13 protein-coding genes and 1 tRNA gene are annotated in these 16,623 nt (G+C 57.5%); 7 read left to right on the plus strand and 7 right to left on the minus strand.

What is annotated here, in order from left to right; translation table 11 throughout:
* Window positions 1–90 precede the first annotated feature (90 nt).
* Window positions 91–1,635, plus strand: coding sequence for a trimethylamine methyltransferase family protein (locus ACR0AM_RS00400; protein WP_480621831.1), 1,545 nt, complete (start codon window positions 91–93; stop codon window positions 1,633–1,635).
* A gap of 52 nt (window positions 1,636–1,687) precedes the next feature.
* Here the strand turns inward: ACR0AM_RS00400 and ACR0AM_RS00405 are convergent, their stop codons facing one another.
* Both ACR0AM_RS00405 and ACR0AM_RS00410 read right to left on the minus strand, forming a co-directional pair.
* Window positions 1,688–1,933 (minus strand): EF-hand domain-containing protein, encoded by a 246-nt coding sequence (locus tag ACR0AM_RS00405; protein ID WP_480472945.1) that lies wholly within the window; start codon window positions 1,931–1,933, stop codon window positions 1,688–1,690.
* A gap of 537 nt (window positions 1,934–2,470) precedes the next feature.
* Window positions 2,471–6,091: a vitamin B12-dependent ribonucleotide reductase gene (locus ACR0AM_RS00410; protein ID WP_480621832.1), complete on the minus strand. Its 3,621-nt coding sequence runs from the start codon at window positions 6,089–6,091 to the stop codon at window positions 2,471–2,473.
* A gap of 541 nt (window positions 6,092–6,632) precedes the next feature.
* Between ACR0AM_RS00410 and ACR0AM_RS00415 the strand changes: the two genes are divergently transcribed.
* Window positions 6,633–7,067: a hypothetical protein gene (locus tag ACR0AM_RS00415; RefSeq protein WP_480621833.1), complete on the plus strand. Its 435-nt coding sequence runs from the start codon at window positions 6,633–6,635 to the stop codon at window positions 7,065–7,067.
* Window positions 7,068–7,081: 14 nt separating this feature from the next.
* Here the strand turns inward: ACR0AM_RS00415 and ACR0AM_RS00420 are convergent.
* From ACR0AM_RS00420 to pdxH, 4 genes are all read right to left on the minus strand, one after another.
* A tRNA-Pro gene (locus ACR0AM_RS00420) sits at window positions 7,082–7,158 on the minus strand.
* Between the two features lie 43 nt (window positions 7,159–7,201).
* Window positions 7,202–7,669 (minus strand): DUF192 domain-containing protein, encoded by a 468-nt coding sequence (locus ACR0AM_RS00425; protein ID WP_480621834.1) that lies wholly within the window; start codon window positions 7,667–7,669, stop codon window positions 7,202–7,204.
* 7 nt (window positions 7,670–7,676) lie between these two features.
* Window positions 7,677–8,183 (minus strand): cold-shock protein, encoded by a 507-nt coding sequence (locus ACR0AM_RS00430; protein ID WP_245220458.1) that lies wholly within the window; start codon window positions 8,181–8,183, stop codon window positions 7,677–7,679.
* Between the two features lie 142 nt (window positions 8,184–8,325).
* Entirely contained in the window at window positions 8,326–8,931 is a 606-nt protein-coding gene (pdxH, locus tag ACR0AM_RS00435) for a pyridoxamine 5'-phosphate oxidase (protein WP_480517750.1), read from the minus strand.
* Window positions 8,932–9,066: 135 nt separating this feature from the next.
* On the opposite strand from pdxH, the gene fabI reads away from it, so the two are divergent.
* The 5 genes from fabI to trpE all read left to right on the plus strand — a co-directional run bounded on the left by fabI (window position 9,067) and on the right by trpE (window position 15,029).
* Window positions 9,067–9,873 (plus strand): enoyl-ACP reductase FabI, encoded by an 807-nt coding sequence (gene fabI, locus ACR0AM_RS00440; RefSeq protein WP_480553605.1) that lies wholly within the window; start codon window positions 9,067–9,069, stop codon window positions 9,871–9,873.
* Window positions 9,874–9,877: 4 nt separating this feature from the next.
* Window positions 9,878–10,387 (plus strand): xanthine phosphoribosyltransferase, encoded by a 510-nt coding sequence (gpt, locus tag ACR0AM_RS00445; protein WP_480621835.1) that lies wholly within the window; start codon window positions 9,878–9,880, stop codon window positions 10,385–10,387.
* Window positions 10,388–10,408: 21 nt separating this feature from the next.
* Entirely contained in the window at window positions 10,409–11,584 is a 1,176-nt protein-coding gene (locus ACR0AM_RS00450) for an aminotransferase (RefSeq protein WP_480621836.1), read from the plus strand.
* Window positions 11,585–11,664: 80 nt separating this feature from the next.
* Window positions 11,665–13,506 carry a peptidyl-prolyl cis-trans isomerase gene (locus ACR0AM_RS00455; protein WP_480621837.1) on the plus strand — a complete coding sequence of 614 codons (1,842 nt, stop codon included), beginning with the start codon at window positions 11,665–11,667 and terminating at the stop codon, window positions 13,504–13,506.
* A gap of 11 nt (window positions 13,507–13,517) precedes the next feature.
* Window positions 13,518–15,029, plus strand: a complete 1,512-nt coding sequence (gene trpE, locus ACR0AM_RS00460) for an anthranilate synthase component I (protein ID WP_480505047.1) — start codon at window positions 13,518–13,520, stop codon at window positions 15,027–15,029.
* 46 nt (window positions 15,030–15,075) lie between these two features.
* On the opposite strand, the gene ACR0AM_RS00465 is transcribed toward trpE, so the two are convergent.
* Window positions 15,076–16,503 (minus strand): divergent polysaccharide deacetylase family protein, encoded by a 1,428-nt coding sequence (locus ACR0AM_RS00465; protein ID WP_480621838.1) that lies wholly within the window; start codon window positions 16,501–16,503, stop codon window positions 15,076–15,078.
* Window positions 16,504–16,623 lie beyond the last annotated feature (120 nt).

The raw sequence follows: 16,623 nt of genomic DNA on the forward strand, positions 1-16,623 counted from the left end.
GGGGCGGATCGTGGCCGTGCCGCACGAGGACGGCCGTAAAGGTGTGCTTGCAGACACCTTAAGACATCACTCAACGACCGGATTCTTGAAATGAACGACCAACCCCGCAATTCTTCGCGCAGTGGCGGCCGCGCCGCGCGCCGTGCTGCCCGTGCAACCGCACTGCCTGAGCACCTGCGACCTGTCCGCCCCGGAATGGAAGGCGGCGTCCTGAATGTACTGACACAGGCGCAGATCGAACGCATCCACGAAGCAGCACTTACCGCGCTTGAAACCATTGGCTTGGCGGATGCCCCGCAAAGTGGCATTGACTATCTGGTCGGTGCGGGCTGCACCTTGGGTGACGATGGCCGTATCCGTTTCCCTCGTGCCCTTGTCGAGGACACGATTGCTAAGGCGAACCGCTCAGTCACTTTGTACAGCCGGGATGGAAACACCGATCTGGAATTGTCGGGCACCAAAGTGCACTACGGTACGGCCGGGGCCGCCGTGTCCATGGTCGACGTCCACGGTCGGGAATATCGCCATTCCACCGTGCAAGATCTGCACGATGCCGCGCGAATCTGCCAACAGCTTGATAACATTCACTTTGTGCAGCGGCCAATGGTCTGTCGTGACATCGCGGACAACCTCGAAATGGACCTCAACACAATTTACGCCTGTTGTTCTGGGTCCTTCAAACATGTCGGGACATCCTTCACCGAACCAAGCCACGTCGCACCGGCGATGGAGATGATCTATATGATTGCGGGCGGTGAAAACAAATTTCGCGAGCGCCCCTTCGTTTCGAACTCGAACTGCTTTGTTGTTCCTCCAATGAAATTCGCAACCGAAAGCTGCGAAGTGATGGAAGCATGCATCAAGGCCGGTATGCCTGTCTTGTTGCTATCTGCCGGTATGGCCGGTGCCACAGCGCCGTCGACCATCGCCGGTGCGATCACGCAAGCAACTGCGGAATGCCTGGCGGGATTGGTTTATGTTAATGCCGTAAGTCCCGGTGCCCCGGCGATTTTCGGCACCTGGCCCTTTGGTCTGGACCTGCGGACCGGTGCCATGTCGATTGGTTCAGGGGAACAGGCCCTTCTGACTGCCGGATGCGCCCAGATGCACCGGTTCTATGACTTGCCGGGCGGAGCTGCGGCTGGCGCATCGGATTCGAAACTGCCCGATATGCAGGCCGGCTGGGAACAGATGTGTTCGAACGTCATGGCAGGTCTGTCCGGTCTGAACATGGTGTATGAGGCGGCCGGGATGCATGCCTCGTTGCTGGGGTTCTGCCTGGAAAGCCTTATCCTCAGCGATGATCTGATCGGACAGGCGCAACGCTGTGTACGCGGGATCGAGGTGACGGATGACACGCTGGCACTGGATCAAATGGCGGCGGTATGCATGGGCGGCCCAGGCCACTATCTGGGAACTGACGCAACGCTGAGCCGGATGCAGTCAGATTACGTCTATCCAACATTCGGAGATCGCTCCTCGCCGAAAGAGTGGGTGGAGCTTGGCAAGCCCGATCTGGTGGAAAAAGCCGTAGCCCGGAAAGAGGAAATCCTTTCCTCCCCTTCCCCTGCAAGGTTCGACCCGGTTCTGGACGCCGAGATTCGGAAAAAATTCAAAATCCATCTTCCCGCCTAAGGTGATGGAAAAGGCGGCCCGAAATGGATCGGGCCGCCTGTTCATTCGATGCCTACCCGTCGCTGGGCGGCAGCAATCCTGCCTCCTGCGCGATCGCGACCTCGTCTGCATCCAACGCTCCGTCACCATTGGCATCCATGGCCGAGAAAGTGTCAGCGTTGATTTCCGGTACGACTGCCTGAATTTCCTCGATGGTCAAAAGACCATCACCGTTGGTATCGGCTGAGGATTGGGCCGAAGCAACGCCGGGCAAGCCCAGAACGGCCACGGAAAGCCCGATCAAATAATGCGATTTCATTTCAGTGCCTCCTGAAAGGTGTGTTTGTGTTTACGTCCGGACAGCGCCCAGAAGCACATGGACACCCCGGCGCGTCACGCGCTTTGGTAGAACTTCGTGATTTCACGCCAATCTTCGCGTGTTTGCCCGAGTCGGGTTTGCGGCCCTCCGCCTGAAGAAGGCGGCAAAACCTGTATCGGCGGCTCTTGCCCGACAGGACCACCTCAATCCGGCAATGTGGCGCTTATCCGGGACGACTCGGCGGGTAAAAAGAAAGGGGGCCGAAGCCCCCTGTCAGTTTCGCCTTCCAGGCTCATTTCGTTGACCGCCCGGTGTTTTTTTGCCTGCGGCCTGGACTGCGCATGGGGCGAGCGCACCCGCCCCGTGAAAGAGTGGGAAGGAGCAAATATTCCGCCCCACCCTGTTCCCGGCCAACACGGGCATGTCGGCCGAGTGGAGAATGGTCAGTCGGTAACAGACCTGTTCTCCGTATTCGTCGGGGTCGGTTACTTAGGGCAGCGTCCGACCCCTACGCCCCGGGGTGCCAGGGCGTTAAATTCAGCTACACCCGCTTGTCGCGCCGCAGGTGTTGCACTTCATGCAAGTTCCGTTTCGTACCAGCGTGTAGTTTCCGCACTCGCCGCAGGGGTCGCCCTCATAGCCCTGCATCTTGGCTTTGGTGCGGGCGTCCATCCCTGTTGCCACTGCCGTTTCGGTGGCAGGCGCTTCAAAGACAGTTGCTGTTTCTGCTAAACCGGCCACGTCACCATAACTGCCGTTGAACACCATCAGATCCTGCGGCAGACGCTTGCGCAGATACCCGGTTGAACTGATTTGTTTTAACACTTCCAACGACTTGGACGCCGCAGTTTCACTGATTTCCGAGACGTTGGAAACGCCTTCCTCTTCACCGCGTCCCAGATCATCAAAGGTAGCACCCTCGGGTTTCACATGGGCCAGATCGGTACGGTCCAGATAAGACACGGCCAGTTCGCGGAAGATGTAATCCAGGATCGACGTCGCGTTCTTGATCGAGTCGTTGCCCTGCACCATCCCTGCCGGTTCGAACTTGGTAAAGGTGAAGGCGTCGACAAATTCCTCCAGCGGCACGCCATATTGCAGACCGACCGACACGGCGATGGCAAAGTTGTTCATCATCGCCCGGAAGCCAGCACCTTCCTTGTGCATGTCGATGAAAATCTCGCCCAGTTGACCGTCTTCGAACTCACCCGTGCGCAGATAAACCTTGTGGCCGCCAACGATGGCCTTCTGTGTATACCCCTTTCGGCGATGCGGCAGTTTCTCGCGATGACTGCGGATAATTTCCTTGACCACAACCTTCTCGATCACCTTTTCGGCCAGAACGACGGCTTTTTCCTGAGCAGAGCCGCTTTCCAGCACCTCGGCCGCCTCGTCATCATCCTCGACCAGCGCAGCCGCAAGGGGCTGAGACAGTTTCGAGCCGTCACGGTACAGCGCGTTGGCTTTCACACCCAGCGACCAGCTAAGTTCATAGGCCTTCTGGCAGTCTTCGATTGTTGCATCATTCGGCATGTTGATCGTTTTGCTGATCGCACCCGAGATAAAGCTTTGTGCCGCTGCCATCATGGTGATGTGGCTGCCAACCCCAAGGAAACGCTTGCCTTTCTTGCCGCACGGGTTGGCGCAGTCGAAGATCGCGTAGTGTTCTTCCTTCAGATGCGGTGCACCTTCCAGAGTCATGGTTCCGCAGACGTGGTCGTTGGCCGCGTCGATATCCGCGCGGGTGAACCCCAGATGGCGCAACAAATCAAAGGTCGGGTCATTCAGCTTGGTCGCCGGAATGCCCAGAACACCGGTGCAGAAATCTTCGCCCAATGTCCATTGGTTGAAGACGAACCGGATGTCAAAGGCGCTTTCCAGCGCGGCGTCCACCTTGGCCAGTTCATTGGCACCAAAGCCGTGGCCAGTCAGTGAGGTGTGGTTGATCCCCGGCGCATTGCCGATTGTGCCGTGACCGACCGCGTAGGATACGATCTCTTCGATCTGCGACGAGGAATAGCCCAGCTTTTCCAGCGCAGATGGTACCGAGCGGTTGATGATCTTGAAGTAACCGCCGCCTGCCAGTTTCTTGAACTTGACCAGCGCAAAATCGGGCTCGATCCCCGTTGTATCGCAATCCATCACCAGACCGATGGTGCCTGTGGGGGCAATCACCGTGGCCTGTGCATTGCGGTAACCGTTCTGCTCGCCAAGGCTCAGCGCCTCATCCCAAGCGGACATGGCCAGATCGACCAAACGCTTGTCGGGGCAGTTGCCATGGTCCAGAGGCACCGGCTTGACGGCCAGTTTCTCGTACCCCTCAGTCACACCCTGCGCCGCGCGGCGGTGGTTGCGGATGACGCGCAGCATATGCTCGGCATTGCGCTTGTAGCCCTTGAACGGGCCAAGCTCACCGGCAATTTCAGCTGAAGTGGCATATGCCACACCGGTCATGATCGCGGTCAGCGCACCGCAGATCGCCCGCCCCTCGTCCGAGTCATAGCTGTAGCCCATGTTCATCAACAGGCCGCCAATGTTGGCATAACCAAGGCCCAGCGTGCGGAAGTCGTACGACAGCTGCGCGATTTCCTTTGACGGGAATTGCGCCATGGTCACCGAGATTTCCAGCGTCAGCGTCCATAGGCGCGAGGCGTGCATGTAATCGGCGGCCTGGAACTCACCGTCCTTGAGGAAGGTCAGCAGGTTCATCGAGGCCAGGTTACAGGCCGTGTCATCCAGGAACATGTATTCTGAACACGGATTCGAACCGCGAATTTCACCATCTTCAGGGCACGTGTGCCATTCGTTGACCGTATCGTGGAACTGGATGCCAGGATCAGCACAAGCCCATGCGGCGTGACCAACCTTTTCCCAAAGATCGCGCGCCTTGACGGTCTTTGCGACTTTGCCATCGGTGCGGTTGATCAGCTGCCAGTCCGCGTCTTTCTCGACAGCAGTCAGAAACCCGTTGGTCACGCGGATCGAGTTATTCGAATTCTGTCCCGAGACCGAGCTATAGGCTTCCGAATCCCAATCCGTGTCATAGGTCGGGAATTCAATGCTGTCGTGACCCTGCTTGGCATAATCCAGCACACGTTTGATGTAAGTCTCGGGGATTGCGACCTTTTTCGCCTCGCGGATCGCCTTTCTCAGCGCTTCGTTCTTGTTGGGGTCATAGGCATCATCGGCCGCACCGTCCCATGAGCGAATGGCCTCGAAAATACCGTTCAGCATCTTTTCGTGCATCTTCGATCCGGCAACGATCGAGGCCACTTTCTGCTCTTCGATTACCTTCCATTCGATGAATTGTTCGATATCGGGGTGATCCGCATCGACAATGACCATCTTCGCTGCCCGACGGGTTGTCCCGCCTGATTTGATTGCGCCGGCGGCGCGGTCGCCAATCTTGAGAAAGCCCATCAGGCCCGAGGATTTGCCACCACCCGACAATGCCTCGCCTTCCGCACGCAGATGGCTGAAATTGGTTCCGGTGCCCGAGCCGTATTTGAACAACCGTGCCTCGCGCACCCATAGATCCATGATGCCGCCTTCGTTCACCAGATCATCATCGACGGACTGGATGAAGCAGGCATGTGGCTGCGGATGTTCGTAGGCGGATTTGGATTTGGTCAGCTTGCCGGTCTTATAGTCGACGTAGTGGTGCCCTTGCGCCGGACCGTCGATTCCATAGGCCCAGTGCAGGCCAGTATTGAACCATTGCGGGCTGTTTGGCGCGGCGCGCTGAGTCGCCAGCATGTACCGCATCTCGTCGAAATAGGCGCGCGCATCCTCCTCGGTCGAAAAGTAGCCACCTTTCCACCCCCAGTATGCCCACGCACCGGCCAGCCGATCAAAGACCTGCTTGGAGGAAATTTCGCCCTCGAACTCAGCATCTTCAGCGGGAACCGACCGCCAGAGGAACTCGGGAACATCTTTTTCCTTAACTTTGGTCAATTTGGACGGGACGCCAGCCTTGCGAAAGTACTTCTGGGCGATCACGTCGCTTGCCACCTGCGACCAGGTTGACGGAACTTCGATCCCTTCCAGACGGAATACAATGGTTCCATCGGGATTGCGGATTTCAGATGTCGCGGACACAAAATCCAGTTCCGAATAGGCATCCTGATCTGGTTTGGTGAATTTTCTTTCAATCTTCATGTCCGCAGCCCTAGTTAAATTCCGCCTAATTTTCGGTTCACGGCACTACATTTTGAGTTGCGGAGCACCACCCGCAACGCCGACAGAAGCGCGCAAAGGTACTGGACGCTGCTTTGGACAGCGAAAAAGCCGTTACAACGGCTGCACGTTAATAGACTGTGCTTATCCGACCCTCGCCTGTTGCCGTCCCGGCTTGAACACCAGATATTGTGGCAATCTCTTCGGCTCATACAATTTGACGTATATTGCCATAGAAGGTCAACGCCCTTTTTCAGCCAAATTTGAAATCTTTTTTGTTGACCAGACCCAGACATGAGGGAAGCGAAACTCAGGGCACGATTCCTCCACAGGCTCGCCTGCGGTAAATTTTCGGTCATGACTCGAAGTCTCAATTCGAATTACCGTTTTTACCAGCATAGTTATCTGTATTTGATCAACCAACACCTCGCTGGTTAGGCTGCAAAGGAATCAGCTTCGCCGGGTCTGTCAAACCCACACTGAACGACCAAAGGTTCACTTCGAAATGAGAAAGGCCAAACGAATGAAGTTGCTTCGCTTTATCCCCGCGTTGGCCTGTATCGTGGCCTGCACGCCACAAGAAACGCCCACCCCGTCACGTAGCGCGCTGTTCGAAACCCATCCCGAAAGGTTATTTGAGGCATTCGAAACCAGTTGTTCTGGTCCCGGCAAGGTCTTTGAGAAAATCGGCGAACAGGCTTTTGAATGCAGCGAGTATCTGCCCCCAAAAGCGGCTGCCTATTTGATTCTGAACTATGACGGATTTCCGCAGGACCTGCCCCAGAGCGTCATGCGCCTGACATCGTCAAAAACAGGGTCCGGCTATCGCGTTGACGCACGATCGTACTTTAAAGTGCCGCAGAAAACCGGCGCAATCGTTGAGGTTCCACTGGAAAGTGACGTGCTGGATCAGGCGATCAGCTCGTTGTATCTGGCGATGGGCGGCACGCCCACATGAGAATATGAAGGAAGTGGTCGGGGCGGCAGGATTCGAACCTACGACCCCCTGTACCCAAAACAGGTGCGCTACCAGACTGCGCCACGCCCCGGACCGTGCGCCTTCCTAACGATGACAATCTGATTTGAAAAGCCCTAACAGGGCCAAATCGCAGGACCTTGCGAAAAAATTTCATGCTGCATCTGAGTGCCGACGCCGATAGTATAGCGCGCGGACAATCCGGCATTGATTTCCAGCACCGCAAAAACTGCATCCCCACCTTCAATCGGTGTCAGATCGCCGGGAATCGCGCTCTCATGCACATGTGTCACTGTGCCCGTACGGTCCAGAAATATCATGTCGAGCGGAATCAGTGTGTTCTTCATCCAGAACGCGACGGGTTGCGGTGGGTCGAACACGAACAGCATACCGGATCGATTCGGCAACGACTCGCGAAACATCAGACCCCTTGACCGTTCCTGTGGCGTAACTGCCATTTCCACGTCAAATCGGATTGTCGCGCTGTCGTTTCGGAGTGTGACACGACCGGCGCTGCACGCAGCAAATGCCCCCCCCGTCCACAGCGTGATCAGAAGCGTCCAGAATACCAGAAAACGAGTCATGGAACGGTCAGCCGTCCAGCGCGGCTTCCCAGGCGAGAACCTGCGCCGCCATTCGGCCACGTTTGCCGTCAATTACGCGCATCGCAAGCGCCTCTCCGGGCTGAAGGTCAGCAAGCCCCGAGCGCCGCAACACTTCGATATGCAAGAACACGTCTTCGCCGCGCCCGAAAACATTTGCGAACCCGAAGCCCTTGCCTTTGTCGAACCACTTCACCCGCGCGGCCTCCAGAGGAGCTTCTGCGATAGCGTCCGGATCCAACTCGGCGAAATCGGCCAACATCATCGACTCGGCGCGCGCCGGCGGGTCGATTGCAACAACCTCAACCGCCTGAACACCTCTGTCCGTGCGGTGTGTCATGATCTCGATACCCGCTCCGTCCGCGACGGAACTTTGGCCGAAATTGCGCAATACGTTCACATGCAACAGAATATCCGGGCCGCCTTCGTCAGACACAACAAAGCCGTATCCCTTGGCGGGATCGAACCATTTCACGTGTCCACGGACGCGATACATGTTGTTCAGGTCTTCAGGCACGGTTTTCCCATCGCGAATTTTAGCAGTTCGTTAAGGGTCTGTTGTTTATGGGATTGGCAGACAATTTCAAGCCGAAAAAGTTGTTTACTTTCTGCTTGTTGCATTTCACGACACGTGAACGTCATGGATTCAACCTTTCAACATGCCATGCCGATCCCGGCTCAATTCGTTGCCATCTGAACCGATCATGCAAGCGGAACGCTCCATCGGCCCAGAATTCTATCTCTGTCGGCGTCAATCGGTACCCGCCCCAGAATGGAGGACGAGGTGGATTCGGCCCAAGTTTAGCAGTCACTTTCGCGACTTCTGCCATCAAAGCTGTCCGACTTGAAAGCGGTTGTGACTGCTTTGAAGCCCAGGCACCCAGTCGGCTTTTCAGTGACCTCGATGCATAATACGCATCAGCCTGGGGCCCGTTTTCACGACATACTGTACCACGAACACGAAGTTGACGCCGCAAAGATTTCCAATGCATTACAAATGCGGCTTTTTCAGACGTATCCAGCTCGTTCGCTTTGGCGCTTTCGTAGTTTGTATAGAAAACAAATGAATCCGCTTCGATTTCCTTCAGCAGAACCATGCGTGCATTTGGCAAACCGTCCGGGTCAACGGTTGCAAGCGCAATCGCATTCGGGTCGTTCAATTCGGTTTCCTGGGCCTCAGCCAGCCACCGGGCCGCTATTGCAAACGGATCGGAGCCAGCAAAGATGCCATCACGCTCGGTCATTTCCATCCCCTGGAAAGTATTAATGACGAGCCTAAGGCGAGAACCCGCTGCGAGCAAGAGCGCACGGCCTTGATGCAGCGCTACCAATGGCATAAACCATGCCAATCTAACGCGAAGACAGGCGGAGAACCAAACATGTCAAATCAGTTGATGGCCGGCAAACGTGGCCTCATCATGGGACTGGCCAATGACAAATCTATCGCATGGGGAATCGCCCGCGCCTTGTCCGAAGCCGGAGCTGAACTTGCCTTTTCCTATCAGGGTGACGCCCTAAAGAAACGTGTGGACCCACTGGCTGCGCAACTGGGCAGCGAAATCGTTCTGCCCTGCGACGTGAGCGATGAGGCTTCAATTGATGGGCTTTTCTCGGCACTGGAAGAGAAATGGGGCAAGCTGGACTTTGTCGTTCACGCCATCGGTTTTTCTGACAAGAACGAACTGCGTGGGCGCTACGTGGATACCAGCCGGGCCAATTTTACGCTGACGATGGATGTATCCGTCTATTCGTTCACCGCAGTTATGCAGCGCGCGGAAAAGATGATGTCTGAAGGCGGCAGCGCCATAACGCTGACCTATTACGGAGCCGAGCAGGTGATGCCCCACTATAACGTGATGGGTGTTGCCAAGGCCGCTTTGGAAGCGTCGGTCAAGTATTTGGCGGAGGACCTGGGCAAGGACGGCATTCGCGTGAACGCGATTTCGGCCGGTCCGATCAAAACGCTGGCCGCCAGCGGTATTGGCGATTTCCGCTACATCATGAAATGGAACGAATACAACTCTCCGCTGCGCCGCAACGTGACCATCGACGATGTCGGCAAGTCGGCCCTGTACCTGTTGTCAGACCTCAGCAGCGGCGTCACCGGTGAGAATCTGCACGTGGATTCGGGCTACCATATTGTCGGAATGAAGGCCGTTGACGCCCCAGACGTGGAAAAAGGTTAAGAACATGAGCGCTAAGGACCGCCTGCCGCACGAAAAAGGATTTCACATCAGCTGGGACCAGATCCACCGCGACTCGCGCGCATTGGCGTGGCGTCTGGATGGGCAAGGCCCCGATGACGGCAGCTGGCGTGCTGTTGTGGCGATCACCCGTGGCGGCATGGCCCCTGCGATGATCGTCAGCCGGGAACTGGATATACGTACAGTCGATACGGTCAGCGTGAAATCCTACCATCATCAAGCTCAGGGTGAGGCGGAAGTTCTGAAAGCACCCGATACCAACCTTATGGGTGACGGAACCGGAATTCTGATCATCGACGATCTGGTAGACAGCGGAAAAACATTGGAGCTGGTTCGGGAGATGTATCCAAAAGCGCATTTTGCGACGGTTTATGCCAAACCCAAGGGACGCCCATTGGTGGATACGTTCATCACCGAAGTCAGTCAGGACACGTGGATCTTTTTCCCGTGGGATATGGCCCTTCAATATGTCGAGCCCTATCGGGGCACCGATTGAAATCAGATCAGTAGGCAGCACATGACGCTCAGCCGTACCGCCGCAACATTCGCGCCGCCAGTGATGGAAGCGCGCCGATGGGTCGAGGGCGTTTCGTTCCCACCCGAACGCCCGTTGATCAACGTAAGCCAGGCGGCGCCGGTTGACCCGCCGCCACTGGCATTGCGCGAGGCTATGGCCGAATTTACCGTACGCGAAGACCATGCGCATCTATACGGCCCCGTGCTGGGAAATGACGATCTTCGCACGGAACTGGCTGCGCAGATCAGCGCGCATTATGGGGCAAAGGTCGAGGCACCTCAGGTTGCTATCACCTCAGGCTGCAATCAGGCGTTTTCAGCAGTGATATCGGCCATCACCGGTGAAGGGGATGAGGTTATTCTACCAACCCCATGGTATTTCAATCATAAAATGTGGCTGGATATGTCGGGTGTTCAGGCGGTGGACCTGAAGACCGGCGACGATTTGCTGCCCGGTCCGGAGCGCGCGCGGGCGCTGATAACGGACAAAACACGCGCAATTGCTCTGGTCACGCCCAACAATCCCGGCGGCGTTGAATACCCGGAAGACCTTGTCCGCGCCTTCTCTGAGCTGGCGCGCGAAACCGGGATTTACCTGATCGTCGACGAAACCTATCGTGACTTCGACAGTCGCAGCGGGCCGCCACATGACCTGTTCCAGCAACCAGACTGGGATCAGACGCTGATCCACCTGTATTCCTTCTCCAAGGCATACAGGCTGACGGGTCACAGGGTCGGTGCCATTGCAACGGGCCCTGCACTTCTGGCTGAGGTCGAGAAGTTTCTCGACACCGTTGCCATTTGCCCCGGTCAGATCGGACAGTTCGCCGCGCTTTGGGGTATGCAAAACTTGTCGCAATGGCTGGCAGGCGAACGCGACGAAATACTCGACCGTCGCGCTGCCATCCTTGCGGGTATGCCCGCGCTGGAAGCCGAAGGTTGGCGCCTTTTGGGGCTTGGGGCGTATTTCGCCTATCTGGAGCACCCGTTTGACATTCCGTCTGACGAGCTTGCCCGGCGTTTGGTGCGTGAAGCCGGTGTTCTGTTATTGCCCGGTACCATGTTCATGCCCGCTCACCACCCAGACGGGAAACGGCAAATACGCATTGCCTTCGCCAACCTCGACCGCACAGGTTTGGGCCAATTGTTCGAACGGTTGCAGGGCCTGTCCTTCTAAGCTTGCCCCCCGGCGGTGTGCGTCGTATTCAAGGCGGCAACCGACAGGGCAGAACGCTGCCGTAATATCAAGAGGGCACCATGGCCGCAGGCGCTAAAAGTCTTTCGAAAACCTTTGTCTGGATTCTGATGGGCATGCTGATGCTGGGGCTTGCGGGGTTCGGCGCGGTCAACCTGAGCGGCACAGTCCGTACTGTGGCGCAAGTGGGTGATGAAAGCATCTCGATCGATGATTTTGTCCGCGAGTTACAGCGCGAGATCCGCGCGGTTGAGGCGCAATCGGGTCAGCCCCTGCAAATGTCGCAGGCACGCGATCTGGGACTGGATCGCAATGCGCTTGCCCGCCTGACGGCCTTGGCGGCGTTGGACAACGAGGTGAGCCAGCTTGGGATTTCCATAGGGGATGAAAACCTGCAAAATGAGATCGTGTCTGTCCCGGCCTTTCAGGGCGTAGACGGCAATTTCGACCGCGAGGCATACCGCTTTCAGCTTGAACAGGTCGGCATGACGGATTCCGAGTTCGAGTCAGACCTGCGCAAAGAATCTGCCCGTACGATCGTTCAAGGTGCGATCATGGGGGGTGTGGAAATGCCAGCCACCGTGACAGACACAATGGCCAACTATATTGGTGCCCGTCGCAGCTTTACCGTTGCGACGGCAGGGGCCGCGACTTTGGAAACCCCCGTGGCCGAACCGACTGACGCGCAGATTCAGACCTACTATGACGAAAACGCTGAACAGTTCACCCTGCCCCGCACGAAACAGCTGACGTATGCGATTCTGTCTCCGGCCATGTTGGTGGACACGGTTGAGGTTGACGAAGAGGCTCTGCGAAAACTTTTTGAAGAGCGGTCGGCAGAGTATAATCAGCCAGAACGCCGTCTGGTCGAGCGCCTGAATTTCCCGGATGAACAAGCGGCCAACGACGCCAAGGCGCAGCTTGAGGTCGGGGGCACGACTTTTGAACAACTGGTTCGGGACCGTGATCTGGAGCTTTCGGATATCGACCTGGGCGACCTCACGCGTGAGGATCTGGGCGAAGCCGCCGACGCCGTGTTCGCGGCAGAACTTGACGCCGTTGTCGGCCCTCTGCCATCGGTATTTGGCCCCGCCCTGTTCCGTATCAACGGATCCCTGGCTGCAAACAGCGTTCCCTTTGAGGAGGCCGAACCGGCCCTGCGCGAAGAACTGGCGACAGAACGCGCCCGCCGCCTGATCGAGGCGCAGTCCGAAGATGTCAACGACATGCTGGCTGGTGGAGCGACTCTGGAAGAATTGGCAAATGAAACTGAAATGGAGCTGGGTCAGATTGACTGGACCCGCGACAGCGCCGAGGACATAGCGGCCTATGACGGGTTCCGCGCGGCCGCCGAAGCCGTGCAAGAGGGAGATTTCCCTGAAATCGCATTTCTCGAAGACGGATCGATCTTTGCCTTGCGCCTGAACGACGTTCTGCCACGCCGCCCTGAACCGCTGGAAAGCGCACGCGACCGTGTCGCCGCTGCCTGGGTACAGGCAGAGACCAATAAAGCCCTTTTGGACAAAGCAAACGCCGCACTGAGCCAACTGGCCACTGATGGTGACTTCGCTGCGACTGGCCTGCCCTTCCGCGTTGAAAACGCACTGACGCGTACCGCGTTTCTTGATGACGTCCCCGCCAGTTTCATGAATGAAGTGTTTCAGATGGAACTCGGTGAGTTGCGTGTCATTGGTGGAAATGGTGCAGCCTTGCTGGTGCGTCTGGACGAGGTTCTGCCCCCCGAGGATTCCGACGAACTGCGCCGGTTGCGCGACGCGCTGGCAACGCAGATGGATCAGGCGCTGTCGCAGAATATTTTTGACGCATACGTACGGGACGCTCAGACCCGCGCCCGCCCGGTCGTGGATCAGCAGGCGCTGAACGCCGTGCAGGCGAGCTTTTAAGCGAGACCAAGATGGCCCTGACACCCGATTTCGATACCTTCGCACGCGCCTATGAAGCGGGCGAAAACCAAGTGGTTTACACACGTCTCGCCGCCGACTTGGACACACCCGTGTCGCTGATGCTCAAACTGACGGGAGCGCAGAAAGATGCGTTCATGCTGGAGTCGGTTACGGGCGGTGAGGTGCGTGGCCGCTATTCGATCATTGGCATGAAACCGGACCTGATCTGGCGCTGTCACGATGAAGTGTCCGAATTGAACCGCTCGGCGCGGTTCGACGCCGACGCCTTTGCTGCGCAGGACGGCAATCCGATGGACAACTTGCGTGCCTTGCTGGCCGAAAGCCGTATCGAGTTGCCAGACGACCTGCCTCAGGCCGCTGCCGGGCTGTTTGGATATCTGGGCTATGACATGGTTCGGCTGGTCGAATACCTGCCGGACGTGAACCCCGATCCGCTGGGGCTGCCAGATGCGATCATGTTGCGCCCGTCTGTTGTCGCAGTATTGGATGGTGTCAAAGGCGAGGTGACCGTGGTCTCACCCGCCTGGGCCAGCGACGGTCAATCTGCCAAGGCTGCCTATGCGCAGGCGGCCGAGCGTGTAATGGATGCGGTCCGCGATCTGGAGCGCGCGATGCCCGCCGAAACCCGTGATCTGGGCGACGCGCGCGAAATTGCGGAACCGGTGTCGAACTTCACCAAATCCGGCTATATGGAAGCGGTTGAAAAGGCCAAGGAATACATCCGTGCAGGCGATATCTTCCAGGTTGTTCCTGCGCAGCGTTGGACGCAGGATTTTCCGCTGCCGCCTTTTGCGCTTTATCGTTCGCTGCGACGCACCAACCCCTCGCCGTTTATGTTCTATTTCAACTTCGGCGGTTTTCAGGTCGTTGGGGCCAGCCCCGAGATTCTGGTGCGTGTTTTCGGCAGCGAAGTCACCATTCGCCCGATCGCAGGCACCCGTCCCCGTGGCGCGACCCCCGAGGAAGACAAGGCGAACGAGCTTGACTTGTTGGCCGACAAGAAAGAGCTGGCCGAACACCTCATGCTTCTGGACCTCGGGCGCAATGATACCGGCCGCGTGTCCAAAATCGGCACTGTACGTCCCACCGAAGAGTTCATCATCGAACGCTACAGCCATGTGATGCACATTGTCTCGAACGTGGTGGGTGAATTGGCGGAAGACAAAGATGCGTTGGACGCCTTCTTTGCCGGGATGCCTGCGGGCACCGTCTCGGGCGCGCCAAAAGTGCGCGCGATGGAGATCATTGACGAGCTTGAGCCGGAAAAACGCGGCGTCTATGGCGGAGGTGTCGGCTATTTCAGTGCGGGCGGTGACATGGACATGTGCATTGCCCTGCGCACCGCCATCGTGAAGGATCAGAAACTCTATATTCAGGCTGGTGGCGGTGTTGTCTATGACAGCGACCCCCAGGCCGAGTTCATGGAGACTGTCCATAAGTCAAACGCCATACGGCGCGCAGCGGAAGATGCCGCTCGGTTCACCGGAAACGGCAACAGTTAAAAAACAAGGGCGGCTGATCAATTGATCACCGCCCTGTCTCAAGCTGTCACTGTACCTGTTTCATCAAGACGGCCGAGATCGGCGCCATCGCTACCCGGCTGCCGCGATCCTCAAGACCCCACAGCAACAGGGCCGAGATTGTCTCGGGCCGCACCCGCCCCAGCATGACAACGGTTCCTTCCTGACCTGCCCGGAACGCGGCTTGATCCAGGAAGCGGCGCATGATTCTGGGATCCTGTCGCGCCCCATCGATATCGCGGAACACAACGCTGGACGGAATGCCATTGCGAACCGCCAACTTCTGGACAGTATTCAGCCCATTGTCCTGAGTGATCAACCCTCGTCCGGTTCCGGCGGCAATCGCCGCGACCTGATCGGCCAGCTTGCGATTTCCCTGAATGCCGCTGTTCACGCCTTCCAGAATACCCACTGTTTCAGGCAATGTATCCAGCCACACAGACAGCGAAACTTCGGCATCCTGCGCGCTTGCTGCCTCGGGCAAGTCCGCAAGGGCCAGAACTTCGAACCCGGCCGCGCGGTGCCGTGCCATCTTTTCCGCCGCATCCGGATCAGACGGGTTCACGGCAAAGCTGATCGGGTAAGGGAAATCCTGCAACGCTTCAGCGCCGAATGCGCCTTCGTCATCAATCAGAATGATCGACATCAGCGGCTTAGATTCCGGGTTCTCGAACTTGGCGGCAAAACGTTCAATCGGTTTTTCCGCAGATGGCTGTTCGGAAATCGCCTGTTCTGCAACAGGCTCATCATCGCGTTCCGTCAACGGCAGGATACGTTTTCCGACAATCGAACTGGCACTTTCTTCCTGTTCTCCCCCGATCTGAGGCAGCGCAGCAATACGCGGAAGCTCACGGGGCAAGGTATCTTCATCCCCTTCCACCGCAATCGGACTGCTTTCAAATGAATTATCAGTCGTAGTGTCTTTTGTTTGTGGTTCAGCCTCGACCTGTGGCAACGGATTTGGTTCGGGCTCAAGAACTGCGACCTCGGTTGTGTCAGACTCGGTCGGCGGCGTGGGGGTTTCATCAATTACAACCGGCACGGACTGTTCCTGCTGAACTGCGGGTACCTGGCTGGGCTCGGGCGGCGCAGCGGGGGCTTCGGTCATGACGGACACTTCGGTCGCCACCGTTGCAGCGGGCTCGTTCGGAGCCTCGGCCACTTTGCCAACCTCGGGCAGCGGCTCGGATGACGCTTCCAACCCGGACAAATCGGCCAGATCTTCGCTGGCATTATCGGCGGCTTCTGGCGCACGCGGGGCCAGTTCCACCAGATCGGCATCAGAAACATCCTCGGCAAGTTCAGTAGGCGCCTCTGGTGTTTCTGAAATCGTCGGCGCTGGTGCTTCGGTCGCGACAACCGGTGTGTTGACCATCGGCGTGTTGAGCGACACGACCGCACCCAAGATCAAAACAACGATCGCCCCTGCGACCATTCCTCCGAAAAATCCGCCCATATTTCCTGCCTTTCGCCTCTTTTCCCTGCCTCGCCCTGCTCTGCGCCATCTGGTGTGGCGCTCGGTCAATTGGAGGCGTCAGAAACCGTATGTCCTCTTGACGCTGCCGCCCAAGCCTGA

Source organism: Ruegeria sp. AD9, assembly GCF_056542305.1.

What these genes read in the sequence shown, in the direction of transcription:
- ACR0AM_RS00400 (WP_480621831.1), top strand. Translation starts at nt 91, where the DNA reads ATGAACGACCAACCCCGCAATTCTTCGCGCAGTGGCGGCCGCGCCGCG.
- ACR0AM_RS00405 (WP_480472945.1), bottom strand. Translation starts at nt 1,933, where the DNA reads ATGAAATCGCATTATTTGATCGGGCTTTCCGTGGCCGTTCTGGGCTTG.
- ACR0AM_RS00410 (WP_480621832.1), bottom strand. Translation starts at nt 6,091, where the DNA reads ATGAAGATTGAAAGAAAATTCACCAAACCAGATCAGGATGCCTATTCG.
- ACR0AM_RS00415 (WP_480621833.1), top strand. Translation starts at nt 6,633, where the DNA reads ATGAAGTTGCTTCGCTTTATCCCCGCGTTGGCCTGTATCGTGGCCTGC.
- ACR0AM_RS00425 (WP_480621834.1), bottom strand. Translation starts at nt 7,669, where the DNA reads ATGACTCGTTTTCTGGTATTCTGGACGCTTCTGATCACGCTGTGGACG.
- ACR0AM_RS00430 (WP_245220458.1), bottom strand. Translation starts at nt 8,183, where the DNA reads ATGTATCGCGTCCGTGGACACGTGAAATGGTTCGATCCCGCCAAGGGA.
- pdxH (WP_480517750.1), bottom strand. Translation starts at nt 8,931, where the DNA reads ATGACCGAGCGTGATGGCATCTTTGCTGGCTCCGATCCGTTTGCAATA.
- fabI (WP_480553605.1), top strand. Translation starts at nt 9,067, where the DNA reads ATGTCAAATCAGTTGATGGCCGGCAAACGTGGCCTCATCATGGGACTG.
- gpt (WP_480621835.1), top strand. Translation starts at nt 9,878, where the DNA reads ATGAGCGCTAAGGACCGCCTGCCGCACGAAAAAGGATTTCACATCAGC.
- ACR0AM_RS00450 (WP_480621836.1), top strand. Translation starts at nt 10,409, where the DNA reads ATGACGCTCAGCCGTACCGCCGCAACATTCGCGCCGCCAGTGATGGAA.
- ACR0AM_RS00455 (WP_480621837.1), top strand. Translation starts at nt 11,665, where the DNA reads ATGGCCGCAGGCGCTAAAAGTCTTTCGAAAACCTTTGTCTGGATTCTG.
- trpE (WP_480505047.1), top strand. Translation starts at nt 13,518, where the DNA reads ATGGCCCTGACACCCGATTTCGATACCTTCGCACGCGCCTATGAAGCG.
- ACR0AM_RS00465 (WP_480621838.1), bottom strand. Translation starts at nt 16,503, where the DNA reads ATGGGCGGATTTTTCGGAGGAATGGTCGCAGGGGCGATCGTTGTTTTG.